Origin of the sequence: uncultured Anaerofustis sp., assembly GCF_938029165.1 — a bacterium.
Taxonomy (GTDB): domain Bacteria; phylum Bacillota; class Clostridia; order Eubacteriales; family Anaerofustaceae; genus Anaerofustis.
In genome coordinates this window covers 439413-460515 of sequence record NZ_CALHFB010000039.1, presented here as the reverse complement: position 1 = coordinate 460515, position 21103 = coordinate 439413, and the positions used below count along the sequence as shown (strand labels likewise).

Annotated in this window: 21 protein-coding genes and 2 tRNA genes; 16 read left to right on the top strand and 7 right to left on the bottom strand. The window is 32.0% G+C overall.

Annotated features, from left to right (window positions below):
- The first annotated feature begins 231 nt into the window (after positions 1-231).
- The 3 genes from Q0516_RS06985 (at position 232) to Q0516_RS10840 (ending at position 3124) form a co-directional block, all read left to right on the top strand.
- Positions 232-1536 (top strand): PTS transporter subunit IIC, encoded by a 1305-nt coding sequence (locus Q0516_RS06985; RefSeq protein WP_294464892.1) that lies wholly within the window; start codon positions 232-234, stop codon positions 1534-1536.
- A gap of 180 nt (positions 1537-1716) precedes the next feature.
- Positions 1717-1793: transfer RNA gene (locus Q0516_RS06980), tRNA-Arg, on the top strand.
- Positions 1794-1933: 140 nt separating this feature from the next.
- A complete protein-coding gene (locus Q0516_RS10840; RefSeq protein ID WP_365945364.1) occupies positions 1934-3124 on the top strand; it encodes a CHAP domain-containing protein in 1191 nt (396 codons plus the stop codon).
- 66 nt (positions 3125-3190) lie between these two features.
- On the opposite strand, the gene Q0516_RS06970 is transcribed toward Q0516_RS10840, so the two are convergent.
- From Q0516_RS06970 to Q0516_RS06950, 5 genes are all read right to left on the bottom strand, one after another.
- Positions 3191-3466, bottom strand: coding sequence for a hypothetical protein (locus Q0516_RS06970; RefSeq protein ID WP_257479585.1), 276 nt, complete (start codon positions 3464-3466; stop codon positions 3191-3193).
- Positions 3467-3542: 76 nt separating this feature from the next.
- Positions 3543-4361, bottom strand: a complete 819-nt coding sequence (locus Q0516_RS06965) for an SDR family NAD(P)-dependent oxidoreductase (RefSeq protein WP_294464887.1) — start codon at positions 4359-4361, stop codon at positions 3543-3545.
- An 18-nt stretch (positions 4362-4379) separates the two neighbouring features.
- The gene (locus Q0516_RS06960; RefSeq protein ID WP_294464885.1) at positions 4380-5132 is read right to left on the bottom strand and encodes a glucose 1-dehydrogenase; all 753 of its coding nucleotides are present in this window, start codon (positions 5130-5132) and stop codon (positions 4380-4382) included.
- A 385-nt stretch (positions 5133-5517) separates the two neighbouring features.
- Positions 5518-5802 carry a PTS sugar transporter subunit IIB gene (locus Q0516_RS06955; protein WP_007050247.1) on the bottom strand — a complete coding sequence of 95 codons (285 nt, stop codon included), beginning with the start codon at positions 5800-5802 and terminating at the stop codon, positions 5518-5520.
- A gap of 102 nt (positions 5803-5904) precedes the next feature.
- Entirely contained in the window at positions 5905-6225 is a 321-nt protein-coding gene (locus Q0516_RS06950; protein ID WP_294464874.1) for a PTS sugar transporter subunit IIB, read from the bottom strand.
- A gap of 379 nt (positions 6226-6604) precedes the next feature.
- On the opposite strand from Q0516_RS06950, the gene Q0516_RS06945 reads away from it, so the two are divergent.
- The 13 genes from Q0516_RS06945 (at position 6605) to Q0516_RS06885 (ending at position 18018) form a co-directional block, all read left to right on the top strand.
- Positions 6605-6679 (top strand) — tRNA-Arg (locus Q0516_RS06945).
- A gap of 18 nt (positions 6680-6697) precedes the next feature.
- Complete coding sequence (locus tag Q0516_RS06940) at positions 6698-7537, top strand: PIG-L family deacetylase (RefSeq protein WP_257479589.1); 840 nt, start codon at positions 6698-6700, stop codon at positions 7535-7537.
- A 404-nt stretch (positions 7538-7941) separates the two neighbouring features.
- Positions 7942-8832, top strand: coding sequence for a hypothetical protein (locus Q0516_RS06935; protein WP_294464868.1), 891 nt, complete (start codon positions 7942-7944; stop codon positions 8830-8832).
- Positions 8833-9211: 379 nt separating this feature from the next.
- Complete coding sequence (locus Q0516_RS06930) at positions 9212-10351, top strand: ATP phosphoribosyltransferase regulatory subunit (RefSeq protein WP_294464864.1); 1140 nt, start codon at positions 9212-9214, stop codon at positions 10349-10351.
- Position 10352: 1 nt separating this feature from the next.
- Positions 10353-10979, top strand: coding sequence for an ATP phosphoribosyltransferase (gene hisG, locus Q0516_RS06925; RefSeq protein WP_294464861.1), 627 nt, complete (start codon positions 10353-10355; stop codon positions 10977-10979).
- A gap of 2 nt (positions 10980-10981) precedes the next feature.
- Positions 10982-12265, top strand: a complete 1284-nt coding sequence (hisD, locus tag Q0516_RS06920; RefSeq protein WP_294464859.1) for a histidinol dehydrogenase — start codon at positions 10982-10984, stop codon at positions 12263-12265.
- On the top strand, positions 12265-13323 hold the full coding sequence (hisC, locus tag Q0516_RS06915) for a histidinol-phosphate transaminase (protein WP_294464853.1): 1059 nt from the start codon (positions 12265-12267) through the stop codon (positions 13321-13323). The genes hisD and hisC overlap by 1 nt, the downstream gene beginning before the upstream one ends.
- Positions 13324-13902 (top strand): imidazoleglycerol-phosphate dehydratase HisB, encoded by a 579-nt coding sequence (hisB, locus tag Q0516_RS06910; RefSeq protein WP_294464850.1) that lies wholly within the window; start codon positions 13324-13326, stop codon positions 13900-13902.
- Positions 13899-14504 carry an imidazole glycerol phosphate synthase subunit HisH gene (gene hisH / locus Q0516_RS06905; RefSeq protein WP_294464848.1) on the top strand — a complete coding sequence of 202 codons (606 nt, stop codon included), beginning with the start codon at positions 13899-13901 and terminating at the stop codon, positions 14502-14504. The genes hisB and hisH overlap by 4 nt, the downstream gene beginning before the upstream one ends.
- A 3-nt stretch (positions 14505-14507) precedes the next feature.
- Complete coding sequence (gene hisA / locus Q0516_RS06900; RefSeq protein ID WP_294464845.1) at positions 14508-15212, top strand: 1-(5-phosphoribosyl)-5-[(5-phosphoribosylamino)methylideneamino]imidazole-4-carboxamide isomerase; 705 nt, start codon at positions 14508-14510, stop codon at positions 15210-15212.
- Positions 15206-15961 carry an imidazole glycerol phosphate synthase subunit HisF gene (hisF, locus tag Q0516_RS06895; RefSeq protein ID WP_257479598.1) on the top strand — a complete coding sequence of 252 codons (756 nt, stop codon included), beginning with the start codon at positions 15206-15208 and terminating at the stop codon, positions 15959-15961. Before hisA ends, hisF begins: the two co-directional genes overlap by 7 nt.
- Position 15962: 1 nt before the next feature.
- Complete coding sequence (gene hisIE / locus Q0516_RS06890; protein ID WP_294464842.1) at positions 15963-16604, top strand: bifunctional phosphoribosyl-AMP cyclohydrolase/phosphoribosyl-ATP diphosphatase HisIE; 642 nt, start codon at positions 15963-15965, stop codon at positions 16602-16604.
- Between the two features lie 34 nt (positions 16605-16638).
- Complete coding sequence (locus Q0516_RS06885; protein ID WP_257479600.1) at positions 16639-18018, top strand: citrate/2-methylcitrate synthase; 1380 nt, start codon at positions 16639-16641, stop codon at positions 18016-18018.
- Positions 18019-18071: 53 nt separating this feature from the next.
- Here the strand turns inward: Q0516_RS06885 and Q0516_RS06880 are convergent, their stop codons facing one another.
- Positions 18072-19991, bottom strand: coding sequence for an ABC-F family ATP-binding cassette domain-containing protein (locus Q0516_RS06880; RefSeq protein ID WP_294464835.1), 1920 nt, complete (start codon positions 19989-19991; stop codon positions 18072-18074).
- Between the two features lie 4 nt (positions 19992-19995).
- A complete protein-coding gene (locus Q0516_RS06875) occupies positions 19996-21096 on the bottom strand; it encodes an LCP family protein (RefSeq protein WP_257479602.1) in 1101 nt (366 codons plus the stop codon).
- Positions 21097-21103 lie beyond the last annotated feature (7 nt).

The following is a 21103-nucleotide window of genomic DNA, read 5'->3' as shown; positions in this document are numbered from 1 at the left end:
TTTATATCTTAAAGATTTTTATATGATATGAAAACATTTGCAAGATAATACGTTATATGTTAAAATATTTTTAACACAATAAATCAATGCTGGTAAATAGTTTTTAATGTGATTAGATTGGAGGTTATTAGATATCTATTTAGAGTATTTCACAAATTCAGCGGCTTCATTAGGTATTATGAGTTTACCGGTATTGAATGTGAGCGAATTTTATATTAAAGGAGAAAAACAATGCAAGTCGTAACAAATATATTTAGTTATATAATCGATATGGGTGCTTCGGTTATGATGCCAATCATATTTACAATTTTGGGGCTGGTTATGGGCGCAAAATTTGGCGAGGCTTTAAGAGCAGGTATGACGTTTGGTGTTGGGTTTATTGGGCTAAATGCTGTAATCAACATTATGTCAACGACAATAACTCCGGTTGCCCAAGCACTGGTTGATAATTTGGGATTTAAATTAACTGCGATAGATGTAGGCTGGCCTGCCGGTTCTGCTATTGCATGGTCAACAGAAGCCGTACCATTTGTATTTTTAGCTGTTATAATTACAAATATTATAATGATTGCTCTTGGATGGACAAAAACAATGGACGTTGATATTTGGAATTACTGGCACGTATTATTCTCAGCATCGGCAATATTGTTAGTATGCAAAGGAACAGCTTTAGCATGGGTATTTGCTATAGGGCAAGCGGTATTGATGATGGCAATTATATTTATAGTAGCCGATTGGACACAAGCTGACTGTGTTGAAGTATTCGGTCTAGAAGGCATCTCTCTTCCTCATATCCAATCAATGTGTAACTGTATTATCACTTATCCGTTAGATAAACTCTTAGGAATGATCCCGGGTATAAAAGACATTCATTGGACAAGTGAAGGTATCGTTGAAAAATTGGGTCTCTTGGGAGAACCTATAATGATGGGATTTATCATCGGTGGATTCTTATCAGCTTTATCTCAATTCACGGCTCCTGAAGTAAATGTAGGTACCGCAATACAGCAAATTTTGATCGTTGGTATGAATATTGCTGCTGTACTCGTTCTTATACCTAGAATGGTTGCTCTTCTTATGGAAGGTTTAATGCCTATTTCCGAAATGACACAGGCATTCCTAGAAAAAAGGTTCCCTGGAAGAGAATTGTACATAGGTCTTGATGCTGCCGTAGCTACAGGTCATCCATTTGTTATTTCATTAGGTCTACTCGCTATTCCTATTATCTTAGTTGAAGCTGTTTTGTTACCATGGAATACAGCTTTACCATTAGCTGACTTAGCAGCACTTCCATTCTTCGTAATCTGTGCTGTATTACCTAACAAAGGTAACTTATTTAGAGGATTGATTGAAGTAATAATTATGTGTGTAGTATATTTGACTTTTGCTACATATGCTGCTGAAGTTATGACAGGTTTGGCTAGTTCAGCAAACTTAACAATTCCTGAAGGAGCTGCTCAGCTAACTTGTATGGCAATGGGTGCACAGTGGATTACATGGTTCCCATTCATGTTAGCTAAAATGGTTTGTCTATAAATGATTATTTTATAGCAGTATTACATTAAAAGTTTATAGTTAATTTTATTAAAATCTAATCACAATAGCTCCCTTTTTAAGGGAGCTTATTTTTGTTATAGATAATATAGGTGCACTTATGGATAATTAAAATATTGCAATTTATAATCGTTTATGGTATATTATTTAAGTATTAAATATGCGCCCTTAGCTCAGCTGGATAGAGCGTTTGACTACGGATCAAAAGGTCGGGGGTTCGAATCTTCCAGGGCGCGCCATTTTGTAACATTAACACCTTTATGGGTGTTTTTATTTTTAGAATTAAAATAGAAATAAGTCATAATTTGACAAAATACCAATAGTAGTATAATATAAGTAAATAGAAACTATATGTAGTAATATATATTTTGGAGAGAAGATGAAGAAAAAAATTATTTCAATTGTTTTAACAATAATTTGTTTAATGACTTTTTTATATTCGCCTATAACAGTAAGTGCTAAGAAGTCTACACAGCAAAAACTAAATGAAACACAAGAAGAAATTAAAAATAAAAATTCTGATTTAGAAAGTACTTCAAATGAAGCCGATAAGCTTTCGAAAGAAATCGAAAGTTTTGACAATAAGATTTCTAAATTAAATCAGGATATAGAGGATCAAGAAGTTAAGCGAACAAAAGTAGAAAAAGCTCTTGCAAAATCTAAAGAAGAATTAAAAAAAGCAAAAAAAGAAAAAGAAAAATATAAAAAAGTCTTTGATGAAAGAATGAAAGTAATGTATATGTATGGGGATACAGGATATTTGGATATCATTTTTTCTTCTGAAGGTATTTCCGACTTATTAAATAATATATCCAATTATAAAGACCTTGTTACTTATGACCAAAATATAATCAGTGAGCTTCAAAAAGCCGAAAATAAAATATCATCAGAAACTGCAAAAATTTCTTCTAATAAAAAAGAACTTGATGGTTTGATTGCAAAACTTAAAACAAATAAAGAAGATTTGGATGTATTGAAGGCTGCAAAGGACCGTCAGCTAACTGATACAAATGAAGATTTGAGAGGTGTTAAGGAACAGCTTGATATCTTGCAGAAGGAAGCTGATGAGCTAAATGATAAGTTATACGAAGAAAACATGAAGAAGCATGGTAATTATTCTAAAGGAGATCCGGGTACTTACGGAAGGGGCAGAAAGGCTATCCTAAATGTTGCAAGAGCTCAGATAGGAAATTACGGCGGACAGAAGTTTTGGAGCTGGTATGGTTTTAACTATAGAGTATCATGGTGTGCCTGTTTTGTTTCCTGGTGTGCTAACCAAGCCGGTTATTTAAGATCCGGTACGATACCTAAATTTTCCTATGTAGATAATGGTGCAAATTGGTTTAAATCCAGAGGTCGCTGGCAGGGGAGAAATTATACTCCGAGAGGAGGGGATATTATTTTCTTTGACTGGGATGGGAATGGTGTAGGAAATCACGTAGGTATTGTTGAGAGTGTAAGCGGAGGTGTTGTAAATACAATAGAAGGAAACAGTTCCGATGCCTGCAGGAGAAGATCATATTCTATAGGTTCTTGGAATATAATGGGATATGGTGTTCCCAATTATTAAAAATATTTAATTATATAAAGAAATAAAAAAACTCTGCTAATAGCAGAGTTTTTGTTTTTTAATTAATTATTTTAATTTGCTGATAGCATCAAAAAGCTTTTTCGCTCCCATTTGTGGGTAATTAAGAGCAAGTCCGTCTATTACAGGAATATCTGTATCAGGAACTTTTACGCCTACTTTTACAATTGCTGTAGGATTTTCTGCTGCAATTAATTCTTCAATATTATCTGTAATTACATTACATTTTACAACTTCAATATCCTTGCCACAGTTTTTTTGAATTAATTCTTCAAATTTTACAAATTTAGCATCTTTCATACTTGCTGCTACAATAATCTTCATATTTACTCTCCTTGCGTTTTTATCCTTTAATATTATAATTTATATTTCATTTAATTTCAAGTGTTCTAATGTAAAATTAATATAAGTTGACCTTGGATGAAGACGGATTAAGAGTTTTTAGTCCTCCGTCAATATAAAGTACCTGACCTGTCATGTAATCCGACAAATCAGTTGCTAAAAATTCAATTACTTTTGCACAGTCTTCCGTAGTTCCAAGTCTGCCCATTGGAACCTTTTCTTTAAGTTCTTTGAATTGTTCTTCAAAATGTGCATCCCATTTAACAGTGTGTATATAGCCCGGTGCAACTGCATTTACATTTACTCCGTAAGGTGCAAGTTCAAGCGCAAACATTCTTGTTAGAGCATCTACTCCGGCTTTTCCCGCAGAGTAATGTGCCTGAGTGATAAATAATGGAACAGAGCCTCCTACAGATGATATATTTATTATTTTACCGCTTTTTTGAGCTTTCATTTGCTTTCCTGCGTATTTGCAGAAAATAAAAGCAGATAAAAGATTTATATGTAGTGCATGTACAAACTTGTCAGTATCCATTTCGGTTGCAAGTGCAGGACCGGCTCCTCCGGTTCCGCCTACATTGTTTATAAGAATATCTATATGTCCGAATTCTTTTATAACTTCATCTACAACCATTTTACCGAACTCGTCATCTGTTGCATCGCCTTCAAATGCCATTGACTTTCTTCCGAGCACTTCGATTTCTTCTTTGACTGTAGGTGCCAAAACGTCTTCTTCTTTAAATTTAGACGCTTTTATGTCTAAATCCGTTATAACTACATCTGCTCCAAGTTTAGCAAGTCTTAAAGCGTATTCTCTTCCTATTCCTCTTGCTGCTCCTGTTATTAGGGCAACCTTTCCTAAAAGTTTCTCTTCCATTTTTTCTCCTTTATATAGTTATCTTATTGTTCTTCCACCGTCAACGTGGATTTTTTGACCTGTTACATAACTTGACATATCACTGGCAAAGAATAGAACTGCCTGAGCGGTTTCTTTTGGATCTCCGAATCGCCTTAGAGGAATTTCCTGTGTTACTCTTTTTCTTTTTTCTTCGCTGAAGTATTCATTTACCATATTGGTTTCAGTAGGACCCGGAGCTACTATATTACATCTTATTCCATGTTCGCCATGGTTTTGTGCAACGGAACGCATCAATAATTCAATTGCAGCTTTGCTCATCGCATAAACGCCGTTCCCGCTGCTTGGCTGAGCAACCGCAGATGAGGAAATACTAACGATGCTTCCTCCTGTTTTTTGTTTTTCCATTTGTTCCAGAACTAAAGTTGTCATATAGTAAGTTCCGTCGACATTGATCGTCATTAGTCTATGATATTCTTCATTTGTAATATCAAGGATTGTGTCTCTGGTAAGTCCCATTCCCGAATTATTAATAAGTATATCTACATGACCAAATTCTTTTACTGTTGTTTGAACCAGATTTTTACAATCATCATAATTTGATATGTCAGCTTTGACCGTTATGGCTTTAGAACCCATTTTTTCAATTTCTTCTTTAACTTCATTGGCTTGTTTCTCACTTGAGCGGTAATTAAGTACGACGCTTGCGTGATTTTTACCAAAAAGTTTTGCAACTTCTTTTCCTATGCCGGTTCCTGCACCGGTTATGATTGCAACTTTTCCTGTTAACATTTTACTCTCCTTTATGACTATTAAAGATTTAAGATTTGATATAAATCTTTACATTTGTAACATACTATTATAAAAGCAATAATATGTAATGACTTTTATATATTCTATCATACTTAATATTAACATGTCAATAAACATAATTACCTTTATAAAATTTTTTAAATGGTAATAACCTTTATATCATAATATTCTAAGATTTATAATATTTTAAATAAAAAAACATAACTAAGATTAAAAGAAAAAGAGTGGATAATTTCTTATCCACTCTCAGTCTTAACATTTTAATAAAGTACTTTTTTTATTTTTGGTTTATAGAATTGTTTATCGTTCTTTAAAATAAATCTTTTTATTCTCGTAATAAATACTTAAAAAATAAAATTAAAAATTATTTAACAGCGTTTACTAAATCTTCTTTGAATTGTTTTAGACCAACACCTGTAAGTAGGCATCTACCGTTAAGAAGTGGAGTATCACCGATGTCTCCAGGGATATCAGTAGTACCAACGATTACGTCTGGTTTGATAACTTTAACTTTTGAAGCAGTTTCAGCAGCTTTACATTGAACTGTTTTAACTTGAATACCAGCTTCTTTACAAATTCCTTCACATTTTTTTGCAGCTACTGTAGATGTAGCAATACCTGTTCCACATGCAACTAAAATAGTTTTCATATAATAAAATCCTCCGTTTAATTAAATAAATAATATAATTCTAATCTGCCCAAAATATGTACTTTTAAAGATTTATTTAAAGCAACTTTTATTACAAACGGTTTAACCGTTTTGTACCGCACTTGATTTAGAGCTTAATAATTTTACTACGGCTTCAAAAAATTCAAGTTTAAATTCTTTAATGCCAACCTCCGTAATCAACGCTTTTCCATTGATGACGGGTATATCAAACTCTTCATTCATATTTGTTGTAGTAACTATAATATCAGGATCAATCATTTTTTTTCTGGCTTTTGCATCAGAAGTTTTGCATTGATATGTATCAATATCTATGTTTTCATCTTTACATAGCGACTTTAATTTTTCAGATGCTAAAGTCGATGTTGCAACACCGCTTCCGCATACAACTAATACAGTAATCATAATTATCCTTTCATACTACTTTTGCACAAAACTATTATATCATAAATACTTTTATTTGAAACAATAAAATTAGGATTTTTTGAAAAAAAGTTCCGTTATATTACAATTGCTCACAAATAAAATTTATCATTATAATATTGTATATAATTAATTTTATGTACGTTCCTACTCTTAGAATTTTAATATTATATTTGCTTTTTTTCAATATCTTTTTAAAAGTTTTATTGTTATTTTGATGGTATTTTTTGTTATATGTTTTTTAATCTACATTAATATATCTTATAAATAAATTAAAAAAATCTTTTCTTAAATTTTTCTTAAAAATCTAATGTATAGTTGATAGAGTTCTTTATAAATGGTAGAATACTAAAGTGATAGTGTGCCTGTAGCTTAATGGATAGAGCAAGCGGCTTCGGACCGTTTAGTGGGGGTTCGACTCCTCTCAGGCGCGCCATTGAAAGAAGAGGGAAAAATGAAACAAAGTATGGCAAAAAAGATAGGTGCTATTATTCTGTCTTATATTCTTATAATCTGCGTTGCTTTTTATTTTTGCGACAGCATTAAAGAAAATCCTACTGTAAGGTATTCTTTAAAATCAGTAAGTGCAGGACTTGATTATGAAAAGCGAATGTTTAAAGGCAGCAGTAAAAAGGGGATGGAGAAAATAACAAAACCTTTCCTTACTAAAAAAGACCTTGATAAAATGGATCTTAAAAATGTAAATAAACTAATGATAGTAGCTCATCCCGATGATGAAACTCTATGGGGAGGAGTTCATTTATTAAAAGATAATTACTTAGTGCTGTGTTTAACAAATGGAAAATCTACAGGTAATGTAAGATATGATGAGATAAATAATGTACTAAAGAAAACTCATGATAAAGGAATTATACTTTCATATCCGGATGCCTATAAATTTAGGAGAGTCGACTGGGAAAAAGCAGGACTTACATCTTATATCGCAGAAGATATAAAAACGGTTCTTACATATAAAAAATGGGATGAAATAGTGACACACAATCCGGAAGGTGAATATGGGCATATACATCATATTTACACAAATAACATAACGACAGATGTATATAAAAAATATATAAATAAAAATAATTTATATTATTTTACCAGATATTATAAAAAAGGCGATTTATTTAAAGTAGAAGACGAATTAAAAGAACTTCCTCAAACAGAAGTAAATGAAAAAATGGATCTTTTGGATTTATATGCTTCTCAGCCTGGGGCATTCGTTAAATACGGACAGATGATAAAGTATGAAAAGTTTATCAATGCAAAAGACTTTAAGAATGCAATATAGATATTGTTAAATAGTAAAATTATGTTATAATTAGTAAAAATAAAGATTTGCTTATGGAGGATAATATGAACGCAAAAAAAGCCATGGTAATTGTAGAAGGGTTATTAGTTGTGGCATTGGCAATTTGGGTATTTTTCTTAAAATAATTATGAAAACAAAGAGGGTAATATGCTGATTTGCATATTACTTTTTTATAATAAAAATAAATACAAAAATATTTAATATCATTGAATTATAGAGTTTTTAATATATTTTAATATTTTTTAGAAAACTATAATAAAAATATATGATTAAATATATATATTATTGATATTATAATTTTAAAGAGCAATTCAATGTAAAAATATGTAAAACTATTTAAAACAAATTTTTTAATTTAGGATTTAATAGATTTGGAGGAAATTATGATTGATTTAAAAGAAATAAGAAGCCGTGCAGTTGAGCTTCTTAAAAAGAATTTATGGAAATTGCTGGGTTGTGTTTTATTGGTGTCTTTAGTTTCAATGGCTATATCATATATAGGGACCAATATTTTCAGCGAAGCTCCGATGGTACAAATATTGATTTATTTGATTAATTTATATGTGTCTACGGCTTTAGGTATCGGTCTTTATAAAATTTTATTTAAGATAGATGAAGAAAAGGCTTTTAGTATAACTGATTTGTTTTCTTTTCTTCCCAATATAAAAGAATGTTTATTGGTTTATTTGCTTCAGCTTTTATTTGCTGTGATTATAATAATAATAGCGGTTGTTTTAGGTATGGCTTTCTTTACCAATGATTTTATAAACATATATAATTCATATCCTTTTATTTCGGATAATATGATGGCTAATATAATTTTATCAATTTTACCAAAGATATTGTTCTTTGTATTGATCGTGGCGGGAGTATCCTTGGTTTGTGATATTTTTCCTGCATTGTCAATGGGAATTGTTGCAAAAGAAAATGAGGGGTTGAAGAAACATTTATTCAGTAATACATTTTCAATAGGATTTAAAAATATTAAGAGCTATGTGCTATTAAATTTGTGGTTCTTGCTTTTAATATTGATTACATGTATTCCTTTCTTTATAGTTCTCTTTGTAGGAATTGGAAGTGAAAGCGGCGCAGGCATTATAATTGTTCTATTGATCACTTTACTATGGATTATTTGCATTATAGGATTAGCACTTTACTTTTCTTTGGCAATAGCTATTTTCTTTAATAGGATTTTAAATAATAATGAAGAAAAAGATAAATTAATTGAATCTCAAACAGAAAATAATATTGAAGATGATATAAATGAAATATAATAAATGATTTTTTAATTATTAAAATGAAAAGGACTTTAAAAGTCCTTTTTTTATTTTTAATACAGTGTTATTTATATTTAAATAATAATTTTAATGGAAATTACGTGAAACTCTTTATAAAAATAAGTGAATATTTATATTTTTAAGGAAAAATAAAGTTTTATCTGTTAAAATAAAAATGAATAAATATAATATTTTATTAATAAAAAATTTTATCTAAGTGCAGTTATCAGTCATAATTGTATTCAAATTTGAATAATTATTTAAACTTAAAAATAGATTTAATTTTCAGAATTTTTTCAATTCTTATTTTCCTGTGTGGGTAAATATGGTATAATAAATTAATTATACTTATTAGTCTTTGACTTGGAGGTTTAGTATGTTACATAGAGAAGATAACACACAAAAAAAATACGCATTTTTAAAAGATACACTAAGTATGTTTTATAAAAAATATGGCTATGAGCAGATAACCATACCTATGTTTATGCCATATGAACTATATAAAAAGTTTAACTTTTCACATCAAAACGAAGAATTGAAATTAATAGACGGTAATGGAAATATTTTAGTAATAAGAGCGGATGCTACTTTCCATGTTTTAAAGACAGCTTCTACACTTAAAAGCAAAGAAAATGAAAAATATTTTTATGAAGCAAAAGTATTTAGAAATATAAATAAAGATTATACATTGGACGAAATAAATCAAACAGGAGTCGAATGTTTTTTAAAGGAAAGCGATATCGTAGACAGCGATATTATAGCACTTGCACTAAGCAGTCTTTTTGCTCTTGGTATCAAGGATATAAGACTTGATTTATCTCATGCAGACTTTGTATATGCGTTGATTGAAGAAATTGATGAAATCAAAAAAGATGAAGTAGAAATCGTTCATAAATTTATTGAGCAAAAGAACAGAGATGATTTAATAAGCTATCTTGATAAAAAAAATGTTAATAAAAAATATAAAGATAAGTTAATAGATATATGTATGCTTTTCGGAGATTTTGAAGAAGTCATAAGTAAAGCGAGAACCATTGCAATAAATGATAAGATGAATGATGCTCTTGATAAAATAGAGGGCGTTTATAATATATTAAAACTTTATAATTTGGATAAATATGTTTATCTTGATTTGGGCTTTACAAATGCTATGAATTATTACAGCGGTATCATGTTTAAAGTGTATTCCATAGATGCCGGCGGAGAAATCATAAACGGCGGAAGATATGACAGGCTTGCAAGAAAAATCGCAGGAAGAAGCGGAGCTTGCGGGTTCAGTCAAAATCTTGATCTGACAGCTCAGATTTTAAAAGATGATAATGATTATTTCTTTAGTGTTGATTATTTGATCTACTGTACCAATGAAGATACCAAAAAAGGAATAGACATGTCAAAACAATTAAGAGATAAGGGGTATAACGTTTCTTTAATTGAAGGTAAAAATTTCAAAGTTGTTGACAGAAAAAAGAACAAGAGTTTAAAAAGAGAAGAAATCGTAAATTTGATAGGAGAATAAAATGATTAAAATAGCAGTAGCAAAGGGAAGAGTAGCTAAACAAGCTATTAAATTGTTTAAAGAGTTTGGCATAACTTTTTCTGAATTTGATTTAAACAGAAAATTGATTTTAAACAGTGATGACGGCAGTGTTCAAATGGTTCTTGTTAAACCGAGTGATACTCCCATATATGTTGAAACCGGTGTTTGTGACTGCGGTATCGTGGGTAAAGATATTTTACTTGAAGATAATCCTGATGTATATAGATTGTTTCCTTTAAATATAGGAAGATGTAAGATGTGTGTAGCCGGATTTAAAGGAACCGATATAAGAAATATGAAACAAATCGTGGCGGCTTCAAAATTTGTAAATACAGCTAAAGAATATTTTGACAGTCTTGGGATCAAGGCAAAGATCATAAAAATAAACGGTTCGGTGGAACTTGCTCCTCTACTTAATATGTCTGATGTAATAGTGGATATAGTCGAAAGCGGAGTTACTTTAAAGGAAAACGGACTTAGTGTTCTTGAAGAGATATTTGATATTTACTCTGTATTTATAGTTAATAAAGCTAGTCTTAAAATGAAACATTCATCTTTAAAACCTTTTATAGAAAATCTTCAAAAAGCAAGTGAGAGGATGTTATAGAGATGAAAATAGTAGATTTAAAAAACGAAAAAAATGTTTTAGAAGTCGTTAAAGAAAAACTTCAAAGACACGGAAATAAGTTAAACGAAGTTGAAAAGCTAGTTGAAAATATAATAGAAGACGTAAAGGAAAACAAAGATAAAGCCTTGATCAGAATGATGAAAGACTTTGATAACGTAGAAGTTGAAAACATTAAAGTAGATAAAAAAGATATAAAAAAGGCTTATGAAAATGTCGATAAAGATTTTCTTGAAGTGTTGAAGGAAAGTAAAGACAATATAGAAAAATATCATAAAAATCAAAAGTATTCTCACTTTGATATGAATGATGGGAGTAAAAGACTTACTCAAAAAGTAACACCTATCGAAAGAGTCGGACTTTATATTCCCGGAGGAAAGAGTCCTTATCCTTCTACTGTACTTATGAATGCAGTTCCTGCAAAGGTAGCGGGAGTTAAAGAAATAGCTTTGATTACTCCTCCGAATAAAGAAGGTAAAGTAAATAAAAATATACTGGCTGCCGCTTATCTTTGCGGAGTCGATGAAATTTACTTGTCGGGAGGTGCCGGTGCTATAGCCGCTCTTGCTTATGGGACGGAAACCATTAAACCGGTTTATAAAGTATGCGGACCGGGAAACTTATTTGTTGCGGAAGCTAAAAGGAAGGTATATGGGGATGTTGATATAGACATGTTAGCAGGTCCTAGCGAGGTCCTTGTTATTGCCGATGAAAAAGCTAATCCAAGATTTGTAGCTGCTGATTTGTTGTCTCAGGCTGAACATGATGAAAACGCCGCTTGTATACTTGTTACAACGTCAGAAGATTTAGCATGTAAGGTAAACGAAGAGGTAAATATACAGCTTAAAGAATTATCTAAAGTTGATATCGCAACTAAATCGGTTGAAAATTATGGAATAATATTTGTCGTTGATAATATTGATGAAGCATTTGATGTGTCCAACGAAATCGCTCCCGAACATTTAGAGTTATCTTTGGAAGAGCCTTTTAATTATATAGATAAAGTTCAAAATGCGGGTACAGTATTTATGGGAGAATATACTCCTGAGCCTGTAGGTGATTATTTCGCAGGTTCAAATCATACGATCCCTACATCGGGAAAAGCAAAATTTTATTCTCCGCTTTCAACATATGACTTTTTAAAAAGGACGAGCATAGTATACTATTCAAAAGAAGAATTGACTAAGCATAAGGATAAGATAATAAAGTTTGCAAATAAAGAGGGACTTACGGCTCATGCAAAAGCTATCGAAAGGAGATTTGAATAATGAGCATTAAAGACTTAGTAGTGCCGGCTTTAAAGGATTATGAATATTATAAAGCCGCAGGACAGGATTATAGAATAATTTTAAATGCTAATGAACATTATCAAAACTTTCTTGGAACAAAACTTCAGGATGATTTTATTGATAGGATAAAAAGTATCGATATAAACAGATATCCTGACCCTTATGCAAATAAACTCAGGGAAAAATATGGAAAACTCATTGGTGTCGATCCGGAAAATTTGATTGCTACATCCGGTTCCGATGAAGGGATAACTATCATAAATAATACTTTTATGGATAAAGATGATGTTGCTGTGAGTTATGAACCTACATTTTCTATGTATAAACAAGCTGCTATTTTGGCTAAAGGAAAATATATAGGACTGGATAGTGATAAAGAAGACTTATCTCCCGATGTAGATAAATTAATAGATGAAGCAAATAAAAATAAAGCTAAGATAGTTTACATATGTACTCCAAATAATCCAACAGGATATTTATATTCAAAGGAAGAAATTAAAAAAGTAATAGATAATACAAAAGGTCTTGTGATTATCGATGAAGCATATATTCATTTTGCAGAAGATGATAACATGGATTTACTCGGTTACAGTGACAGAGTTGTTATTTTAAGAACACTGTCAAAAGCTTTCAGCGGAGCTGGTCTCAGAGTCGGCTTTATAATAGCAAATAAGGAAATAATTAAATTTTTATTTGCTGCAAAAGCTCCTTATAATCTATCAGTTACCTCTCAAACAGCGGGAGAAGTACTCGTTGATAATCATGAACTTATAGAGGATGAATTAAAGGTTATAAAAAGAGAAAGAGACAGAATGGTAACTATTCTAAAAAATTATAAAGATATTCTTATACTTCCACTTAATGCGAACTTCATAACCATAAAAACATCAAAAGCCCAAATATTATATGATGAATGTGAAAAAAGAAGTATTTCCATAAGAGCTTATGGTAATGAACTTAAAGATGTAGTAAGGATTACTGTGGGAAGTAAAGAGGAAAATGATGAAGTAATAGATGCAATAAAGGAGGTTTTCTAAATGAGGTCAAGTTTTGAACACAGAGTAACCAAAGAAACCGATATCGAAGTTAATCTTAATTTGGACGGAAGCGGTATCGTTTATTCCGATACGGGCGTCGGTTTTTTTAATCACATGATAGATTTACTTGCAAGTCACTCTAAATTTGATATTGATATAAAAGCGAAAGGTGACTTTGAAGTTGATAATCACCATACCGTGGAAGATATCGGGATCGTTCTTGGAAAATGTTTTAAAGAAGCTATAGGCGACAAAAGAGGCATAAACAGATATTCTACATTTTTTGTTCCTATGGATGAAGTTTTGGCAAGAGTATGTGTAGATGTGAGCGGAAGAGGGTATCTCGTTTACGAAAATCCTTTTACGGTCGAAAGAATAGGTGATTTTGAAACCGAAATACTTGAAGATTTTTTATACGCTTTTTGTATTAATGCAGGTATCAATTTAAATATCAAAGTCATTGATAAAGGGAATAATCATCATATGTGTGAGGCTATATTCAAAGCTACTGCTAGAGCTTTAAGAGACGCAACAACTATTGTCAGTGATGATATACCTTCAAGCAAAGGTGTATTATGATAGGGATAATCGATTATGGTGCAGGTAACCTCAGAAATGTATATAACGCTTTAAATAGGCTTGGCTTTAAAAGTGTGATTACAAACGATATTGATATATTAAGGGACTGTGATAAATTAATAATCCCCGGAGTAGGTGCCTTCGAGGACGGTATGAAGGGGCTTAGAGAAAATGATTTGATTCCTTTTTTAAAGGATTGGGTGAAAGACGGTAAATATCTTCTCGGTATTTGTCTTGGTATGCAGCTTTTATTTTATAAGAGCTATGAAATGGGCGAACATGACGGTCTTGGTTTTATAAAAGGCGATGTAGTGCCATTCGATATCCCAAAAAGCTATAAAGTTCCTCATATGGGGTGGAATGAGCTTGTTATAAATAGAGAAGATAGTATCGTAAAAGATATAACTAATGGTGAGTATGTATATTTCGTGCATTCTTATCATGCAGATAATATGAATGATGAGGATTTGATTGCTTACAGCGAGTACCATTATAATGTTCCTGCAGTAGTCAGACATGGTAATGTTATAGGTATGCAGTTCCATCCGGAAAAAAGCGATAAAACAGGTACAAAATTACTTTTAAATTACTTAGGAGAATAATATATGATAATATTTCCTGCAATAGATATAAGAGATAATAAATGTGTAAGACTTTCTCAAGGCAATTACGATAAAGAAACTGTTTATTTTGATGATCCTTTCAGTGTTGCTCAAGATTTTCAAAATAGGGGTGTAAAGAATTTACATATAGTGGATCTTGACGCGGCTTTGATAGGCGAACTTACAAATTTTGATATCATAAAGAAAATAATTACTGATACGGATATGTTAGTAGAAGTCGGCGGCGGTATAAGAGGGGAAGAACAAATCAAAAAATATGTTGATATAGGTGTGGACAGAGTATCAATAGGTACAAAAGCGGTTAAAGATTTTGAATTTTTAAAAGAGATGTCCGGTAAATATCCATACAAAATCAGTTTATCTTTGGATGTAAAAGACGAATATGTCTATATAAAAGGCTGGAGTGAAAACAGCGGGATTTTGATTTGGGATTATCTTGATAAAATAAAAGATCTGCCTCTTACAAGCATCGTGGTGACTGATATTAAAAAGGACGGTATGCTAAGCGGACCAAGTTTTGAATTATATAGAAAACTAAAGAAGGCAACTAAACATAATATCGTTGTTTCCGGAGGTGTATCCTCTCTCAATGATATCAATAAGTTAAAAGAAGATGATACTTACGGAGTGATCGTAGGTAAAGCCTTATATGAAAATAAATTTAGTGTAGAGGATATAATATGTTAGCGAAAAGAATCATACCATGCCTTGATGTTGACCACGGCAGAGTGGTCAAAGGTAAGCAGTTTGCAAATATAAAAGACGTTGACGATCCCGTTAAATTGGGTAAAAGATATTCAGAGCTGGGTGCGGATGAATTGGTGTTTTATGACATCACCGCTTCAAGTGATGAAAGAGATATATTTATACATACAGTAGAAGATATTGCAAAGGAAGTATCCATTCCTTTTACTATCGGTGGAGGAATAAGAACCGTTGATGATTTCAGAAAAGTACTGCTTGCCGGAGCAGATAAAGTCAGTGTCAATTCTAGTGCAGTTACTAATCCTAGTATAATTTCCGACGGAGCAAAAAGATTTGGATCTCAGTGTGTCGTTCTATCTATTGATGCAAAGAGAAATGATAAAAATAGCTGGGATGTATACGTTAAAGGCGGAAGAGAAAATACTAAAATAGATGCTATCGAATGGGCTAAAAAGGGTGAGGATATGGGAGCCGGAGAGATTTGTATCAATTCCATAGATACCGACGGCGTGAAAAATGGCTTTGACCTCGAACTGATAGAAAAATTAAATAGTATCTTGTCCATTCCTATTATTGCCTCAGGCGGTGCAGGAAAAATGGAGCATTTCCTGGATGTTTTAAAATCGGGTGCAGACGCAGCTTTGGCAGCAAGCGTATTCCATTTTGGGGAAATAGATATTACGGAACTTAAAAAGTATTTAAAAGACAATAGTATAGAAATGAGGTTGTAAAATGGATTTTAAAGATTTTAAACTTGACGATACAGGATTACTTCCCGTTATCGTCCAGAATTATAAAACGGGAAAAGTATTGATGCTTGGGTATATGAATGAAGAAGCATATAAAAATACCTTGGATACCGGTAAAGTCAACTTTTATTCCAGAAGCAGAAAGACACAGTGGTTAAAAGGAGAGACAAGCGGAAACTTTTTAAATGTCGTTAGCATTAAGGCTGACTGTGATAACGATACGTTGCTTATCGGTGCTGATCCGGTAGGACCTACCTGTCATACCGGCAGTGAAAGCTGTTTTTATAATAATATAGTAAAATCAGATTTAGATTTAAGTCCCGAAATCTTATTTACTCTTCAGGATACTATAGAAAAAAGAAAAAAAGATATTAAAAAATTAGAAAAAATGCCAACAAAATACGAAGGTTCATATACACAGTATTTACTTATAGAAGGAACCGATAAGATTTGTAAGAAAATAGGCGAAGAAAGTGCGGAGACTATAATTGCCGCGAAAAACGATGATAAACAAGAAATCATATGTGAAGCGAGTGATTTGATATATCACTTATTAGTATTATTAAATGACAGAGGAGTAAAAATAGAGGATATTTTTAATAAACTTAACGATAGACATAAATAAAATTAAATTTAGAGAATAACAAAGGAGGGTGTAAATGAAACATAAAGATACAGAAATCAATTTTTCGGATATAACACCTGAAATTAAAGATTTAAGCAAGACATGCTTGGATAATTGTTATATAGAAAAAGATCTATATGCCATTCACAATGTAAACAGAGGGTTAAGAGATGTTAACGGTGTCGGTGTGCTTACGGGGCTTACGGAAATCTCCGATGTTTGCGGGAGCGAGATCGTAGACGGAAAAAAGGTATCGGTCGAAGGCTATTTAAGGTATAGAGGCATTCCGATAGAGTCATTGGTAGATGGATTTTTGGAAGATAACAGGTTTGGTTTTGAAGAAGTTACATATTTGCTTTTGGCAGGCAAACAGCCGAACAAAAAAGAGCTTGAGGCTTTCAATAATCAGGTAGCAAAATATAGATCATTGCCTCCTTCTTTTGTTAGAGATATAATCATGAAGGCTCCGAGTATAGACGTTATGAATACAATGGCAAGAAGTGTTCTTACTTTGTATTCATATGATGAAAATCCTGATGATATATCTATCCCAAATGTCTTAAGACAGTGTATGCATCTTATATCTATATTTCCTATGATTGCGGTTTACGGGTATCAGTCAAGCATACATTATCATCAAGGAGAAAGTCTATTTATTCATCCGCCTAAGGCAGAGTTATCCACTGCGGAAAATATATTACATATGCTTAGACCGGATTCTAAATATACTACACTTGAAGCCAGGATTTTAGACCTTGCATTGGTTCTTCATGCAGAACATGGGGGCGGAAACAATTCCTCCTTTACCATGCATGTCGTTTCATCTTCTGGTACAGATACATATTCTGCGGTAGGAGCCGCTTTAGCATCTCTTAAGGGACCTAAACACGGCGGTGCAAATGTAAAAGTTGTAAATATGTTTGAAGAAATAAAGGATAATGTTAAAGACTGGGAAGATGATGATGAAGTAAGTGCATATTTAAATAAGATACTGGATAAAAAAGCTTTCGATAAGCAAGGACTTATTTACGGCGTCGGTCATGGTATCTATTCAACCTCCGATCCAAGAGCGCTAATATTCAAATATTTCGTAGAAAGATTGTCCGAAGAAAAAGGTCTTACAGAGGAATTTAAATTGTATGAACGAGTGGAAAGACTTGCTCCTGATTTGATAAAATCCAAATTTAAGACATATAAAGATATTTGTGCCAATATCGACTTTTACAGCGGATTTGTTTATAAAATGCTCGGTATTCCAAAGGAACTGTTTACACCGCTGTTTGCAATAGCGAGGATTTCCGGATGGTCTGCCCATAGAATTGAAGAACTCATTAATGCAGGAAAGATCATAAGACCTGCTTATATGAATGTTCAGCCTAAAACAGAGTATATTCCGATTGATGAAAGAAAGTAATTTAAAACTCAGTTAATGACATAAAAAAAGAAAGCAGATTTTTGCTTTCTTTTTTATTCTTCATCATTTTCTAATATTTCAGTAATTTCGAGCCATTTTAGTTCTTTTTCTTCGAGCAGATTTTGAATGTCATTTAGTTTTAAAGATATTTCGCTTACTTTTTCTTCGTTACTAAAGAAATCGGGATGATTCATCTTTTCTGCAATTTCTTCCTTTTCACTTTCAAGTTTATCCATTAAGAGCTCAATATCGTTAAGTTCTTTTTCGTATGCTTTTCGTTTATTATTGCTAAGTTTAGAGGTGTTTTTATTGTTGCTGCGTTCTTCTTTTTTTTCTTCTGCATTTCTTTCTTTGATTTCTGATTTGATTAAATTTTCTTTATCCATTGCATAATCGTAGTTTCCTTCATATATCTTGATGTCTTTTCCTGTCAAATACATTATTCTGTTGCAGATTTTGTTTAAATAATATCTATCATGAGATACGCTTATTACTGCTCCGTTATAATCAAGTAAGGCATCTTCCAATACTTCTTTTGTTTCTATGTCCAAATGATTTGTCGGTTCATCTAATATTAAAACATTTGATTCTTTCATCATAAGTTTAGCGATTGCTACTCTGCTTTTTTCCCCGCCCGATAAGGTAGATATTTTTTTATTTATATCATCTCCGGAGAACATCATACACCCCAAGATATTTCTTATTTCTCCGTCATCTGCTCCCGTGGATTTTCTCAGTTCTTCAATTATTGTTAAACTGCTGTCCAAGTCGTTATGTTCCTGTTCAAAATATAATACTTGGCATTTGGGATTTTTCTTTATAAGTCCCCTATTTTCTTTAAGAAGTCCAGTTATCAGTTTTAAAAATGTGGATTTTCCTGTTGCATTTCTGCCGCAAATCCCAAGTCTGTCTGTACTGCCTATTGTGATATCAAAATTATCAAATAGCTTCTTGTTTTCATTATAAGCAAACTCCAAGCCCTCTACCGTAATAGCTTTTTTACTGACCATAGGAGAATATTTAAATCTTATGTGAGAGTTTTTAGAAGCGTAAGGTTTATCGACTCTTTCTATTTTATCCAGCATTTTTTCCCTGCTTCTTGCTCTTTTTACGCTTTTTTCTCTGTTAAATTGTTTTAGGGTCTTTATTACATCTTCTTGTTTTTTTATTTCTGCCTGTTGTTTTTTGTAAGCATGTTCTTCACTGATTAGCCTTTGTTTTTTCTTATATATGTAATCTGAATAATTTCCGCTATATATATAACATTCTTTGTTTTCGATTTCTACTGTTTTTGTTGTAAATCTATCTAAGAAATATCTGTCGTGACTAACTGCAATAACAGTAGATTTTACTGAGGAAAGAAAGTTTTCAAGCCACGTGATACTGTTGGTATCAAGATAATTTGTCGGTTCATCTAATATAAGGACTTCTGGAGAGGACACCAAAAGCTTAGCAAGAGCGACCCTCATCTTCTGCCCGCCAGATAGAGTAGATATTTTTTTATTAAAGTCATTTTCTTTATATCCAAGTCCTTTAATGATTCCTGTCATTAAACTTTTATATTTGTATCCGTCCATATCTTCAAACTCTGTTATTAGTTCATGATATTGTTCGTTTAATTTGTTAAGTTTTTCTTTATCTTTTTCAAAATCTATAAGCATAGAAATATTTTCTATTTCTTCTTCTTTTTTTGTGTATTTCTCAGCTCCCAGTAATACTTCCGTGTAGATATCATTATCTAAATTTAAGTTTAGATCCTGCCTTAAAAAGCCTATTTTATCTTTATCGATTTTAGATATATGACCGATATAGTCGTCATCCAAACCCATTATAATATTAAGTAAGGTGGTCTTGCCGGCTCCGTTACGACCGACAATGCCCACCTTATCTTTATCGTTTATCATAAGTGAATTAATAGTAAATAAGTGTTCGCTTCCAAAGCTTTTATTTAAACTATTTATATTTATCTGCATTTTATTATTTATCACTCCTTGGATCCTGTGATAGTTGTTCAGCATCTATATTGAATAGATCCTTTATAAATGTTACTCTCTCCGGTTGATTTACTATCCAGTATGATACTCCTCCCAAGTTACCGAAGTTACCCGGTAAAGTAAAGGTCTGTAAATCGTCTATGTTGAAATCCTTAAATGAGAAGCCAAGAGATGCTATTTGTGCAAATTTTAAATCCGTTTCGACCATGTCCTGAACTAGATTATAAATTTGAGGGATTTTAGAGAAACTCTTTTGTCTCTTAAACTCATTGAAAATAGCTTTCATTATTTTTTGCTGGATAGCTACTCTTCCTATATCTCCGTCGGGATATGCACGATATCTGCTGTAGTATAAAAGCTGCTCTCCATTTAATTTTTGTTTTCCTTTTCTTATTTTGATACTTGATGAGTCATGTCCGTTTTTTGCATATAAGTTTTGGTGTACATCTATTGTTACACCGCCCATTACATCTGCGATTTTAGGAAGTGCATCCATGTCGATACCAAGGTAGTAATCTATCTGAACTCCTCCAAGAACATCACTGACTGTATTTTCCAAATATGTAACGCCGGTACTAAACATTTTTGTTTGATCCTGTTTTTCTGATTCATTTAGCCCCAAACTTGCATAGTAAAAACATGAGTTGACTTTGTCTCTTCCAGATGTGTTATAGATATTTACTCTGCTGTCTCTTGGAACGGAAACAAGCTTGATTGTTTTTTTATTTGTGTTTATGCTTGCGAGCATTATTGTATCAGGTCTGAATATCGTTTCTTTTTTGCTCCTGCTTTCGTTTTTATCTATACCGAAAATAAGGATATTCATGGTATCTGCTAATTTTGCGGAGTTATTTAATTTTGTCTTATCGCTAAATCTCGTATATTTAGCGCTTTGCATAGGATTTTCATTTAATATATCATATCCTAAAGTCTTTGCAAATCCGAGTCCGCTGGAAGTTAAGATTATAGCGAGTGCCAAGATTACGACTATTATATTTTTCTTTTTCTGATTGCTTAGACCTTTAGTTTTTTTCTTAGTTCTTTTTAATGTTTTTTTTGGTTTTATTGCTTTGCTCTGCTTCATTTTATTC